Genomic DNA, 2,436 nt, shown 5'->3' with positions numbered 1-2,436 from the left:
TACAACAAGTTCATCGCCAAGCTGGCATCGGACCAGAACAAGCCCGACGGCATCTGCGTTATCACGCCGCGCACCGGGCCCGAGTTCGTCGCCTCGCTGCCGGTCAAGCGCTTCCACGGCGTCGGGCCGGTCACCGCCGAGCGGATGGAGGCGCTGGGGATTCGCACCGGCGCCGACCTGCGCGATCGATCGCTGGCGTTCCTCCAGGCGCATTTCGGCAGCCACGCGGGCTATCTGTACGGCGCCGCTCGGGGCGAGGATCACCGCCCGGTGCGCACCGATCGCCCGACCAAGTCGGTCGGTGCCGAGCGGACCTTCGACACCAACCTCACCGATCCCGACGCGCTGCATGCGGCGCTGGCGCGGGTCGCGGATGCCGCCTGGGTTCGGATCGAGCGGCACCAGGCCCAAGGGCGGACGGTGACGCTGAAGCTTCGCTATGCGGACTTCCGCACGATCACCCGCGCGCGATCCTTCGCGGCGCCGGTGGCGGACATCGATTCGTTCCTGGCGGCGGGCAACGCGCTGCTAGCGGCGTTGATGCCGGTTGAGGGCGGGGTCCGGTTGCTGGGGCTGACGCTGTCGGGAATCGCAGAGGCTGTGGAAGCGCAGCCAGCACTGCCGCTTTAGGAGAGAAGCGCCCCAACATCCGTTCGTTTCGAGCGAAGTCGAGAAACCGCGGCCATAGCGTTCGTGGCCTGTTTCTCGACTTCGCTCGAGACGAACGGAGGAGGGTCGCGGGAACCGGATTGAGAAGGCGAGCGCCTGCTTCGGGGCTCCCCACCTAAGACGCGCCCGCTTTACCCTTCAAGCGTCGATCGCGTCCTCGTCCATCCGTGCGGCATTCTCCTGGATGAAGGCGAAGCGGTGCGCGGGGTTGTTGCCCATCAGCCGGTCCACCAAGTCCTTCACCACCGCGCGCTCCTCATACTCCTGCGGCAGGGTGATCCGCAGCATGCCGCGGGTCTTCGGGTCCATCGTCGTCTCGCGCAGCTGGCCCGGGTTCATCTCGCCCAGCCCCTTGAAGCGCGCGACCTCGACCTTCTTGCCCTTGAACGGCCCGCGCTCGATCTCGGACCGATGCGCATCGTCGCGGGCGTAGAGCGATTTGGTGCCCGCGGTCAGTCGGTAGAGCGGCGGCTGCGCGAGATAGAGATGACCGCGGCGGACGAGTTCGGGCATCTCCTGGAAGAAGAACGTCATCAGCAGCGTCGCGATATGCGCGCCGTCGACATCGGCGTCGGTCATGATGACGATGCGTTCGTAACGTAGATTGTCGGGCAGGCAGTCCTTGCGGGTGCCGCAGCCCAGCGCCTGGATCAGGTCCGCGATCTCCTGGTTGGCGAAGATCTTGGCGCTGGTCGCGCTGGCGACGTTGAGGATCTTGCCGCGGATCGGCAGGATCGCCTGGGTCTTGCGGTCGCGCGCCTGCTTCGCCGAACCGCCGGCGCTGTCGCCCTCGACGATGAACAACTCGGTGCCCTTGGGATCGTCAGACGCGCAGTCGGTCAGCTTGCCGGGCAGCCGCAGCTTGCGCGCGGAGGTCGCGGTCTTGCGCTTGACCTCGCGCTCCTGCTTGCGGCGCAGGCGGTCGTCCATCCGCTCCAGCACATAGCCGAGCAGCGCCTTGCCGCGGTCCATATTGTGGCTGAGGAAATGGTCGAAATGATCGCGGACCGCCTTCTCGACCAGGCCCGCCGCCTCGGGCGAGGTCAGCCGGTCCTTGGTCTGGCTCTGGAATTGCGGGTCGCGGATGAACACCGACAGCATCAGCTCGCTGCCGACCATCACGTCGTCGGCTGTGAGATCCTTCGCCTTCTTCTGCCCGACGAGATCGCCGAACGCGCGTAACCCGCGGGTGAGCGCGGTGCGCAGGCCCTGTTCGTGGGTGCCGCCGTCGGGGGTCGGGATGGTGTTGCAATACCAGCTATAGCTGCCGTCGCTCCATAGCGGCCATGCGACCGCCCATTCCACGCGGCCCATCTTCTCCGCGTCCGCGCCGGTCCCGAAATCCTGCGACCCGGTGAAGAAGTCCGCGGTCGCGCATTCGCGGGCACCGACCTGTTCCTTCAGGTGATCTGCGAGCCCGCCGGGGAACTGGAACACCGCCTCGGCCGGGGTGTCGTCGGCGATCTCGGCGAGGCACTTCCAGCGGATCTCGACGCCAGCGAACAGGTACGCTTTGGACCGCACCAGCTTGTACAGCCGCGCCGGCTTAAAGTGGAGTTCGGGGCCGAAGATCTCGGCATCGGGGGTGAACGCGACCGAGGTGCCGCGGCGGTTGGGCGTGCCGCCGAGCTTCTCGAGCGGCCCGAGCGTCAGTCCGCGGGCGAAGCGCTGGCGGTAGAGCTGCCGGTCGCGCGCGACCTCGATCACGGTGTCGGACGACAGCGCGTTGACCACCGACACGCCGACGCCGTGGAGCCCGCCCGAGGT

General features: G+C 67.6%; 1 protein-coding gene and 1 pseudogene. One reads left to right on the top strand and one right to left on the bottom strand.

The genetic code is table 11. The annotated features are described in order from the left end of the window. Positions 1 to 630: pseudogene (locus ACFE77_RS16395) on the top strand (DNA polymerase IV); the annotation flags it as partial. A gap of 177 nt (positions 631 to 807) precedes the next feature. Here the strand turns inward: ACFE77_RS16395 and ACFE77_RS16390 are convergent. Beyond that, the coding region (locus ACFE77_RS16390; protein ID WP_375422713.1) for a DNA topoisomerase IV subunit B at positions 808 to 2,436 on the bottom strand (1,629 nt) is incomplete at its 5' end.

It is taken from the genome of uncultured Sphingomonas sp., from assembly GCF_964243315.1.
Taxonomy (GTDB): Bacteria; Pseudomonadota; Alphaproteobacteria; order Sphingomonadales; family Sphingomonadaceae; genus Sphingomonas.
The sequence above is the reverse complement of the archived record's forward strand: the minus strand, read 5'-3'. Positions and strand labels throughout refer to the sequence as shown.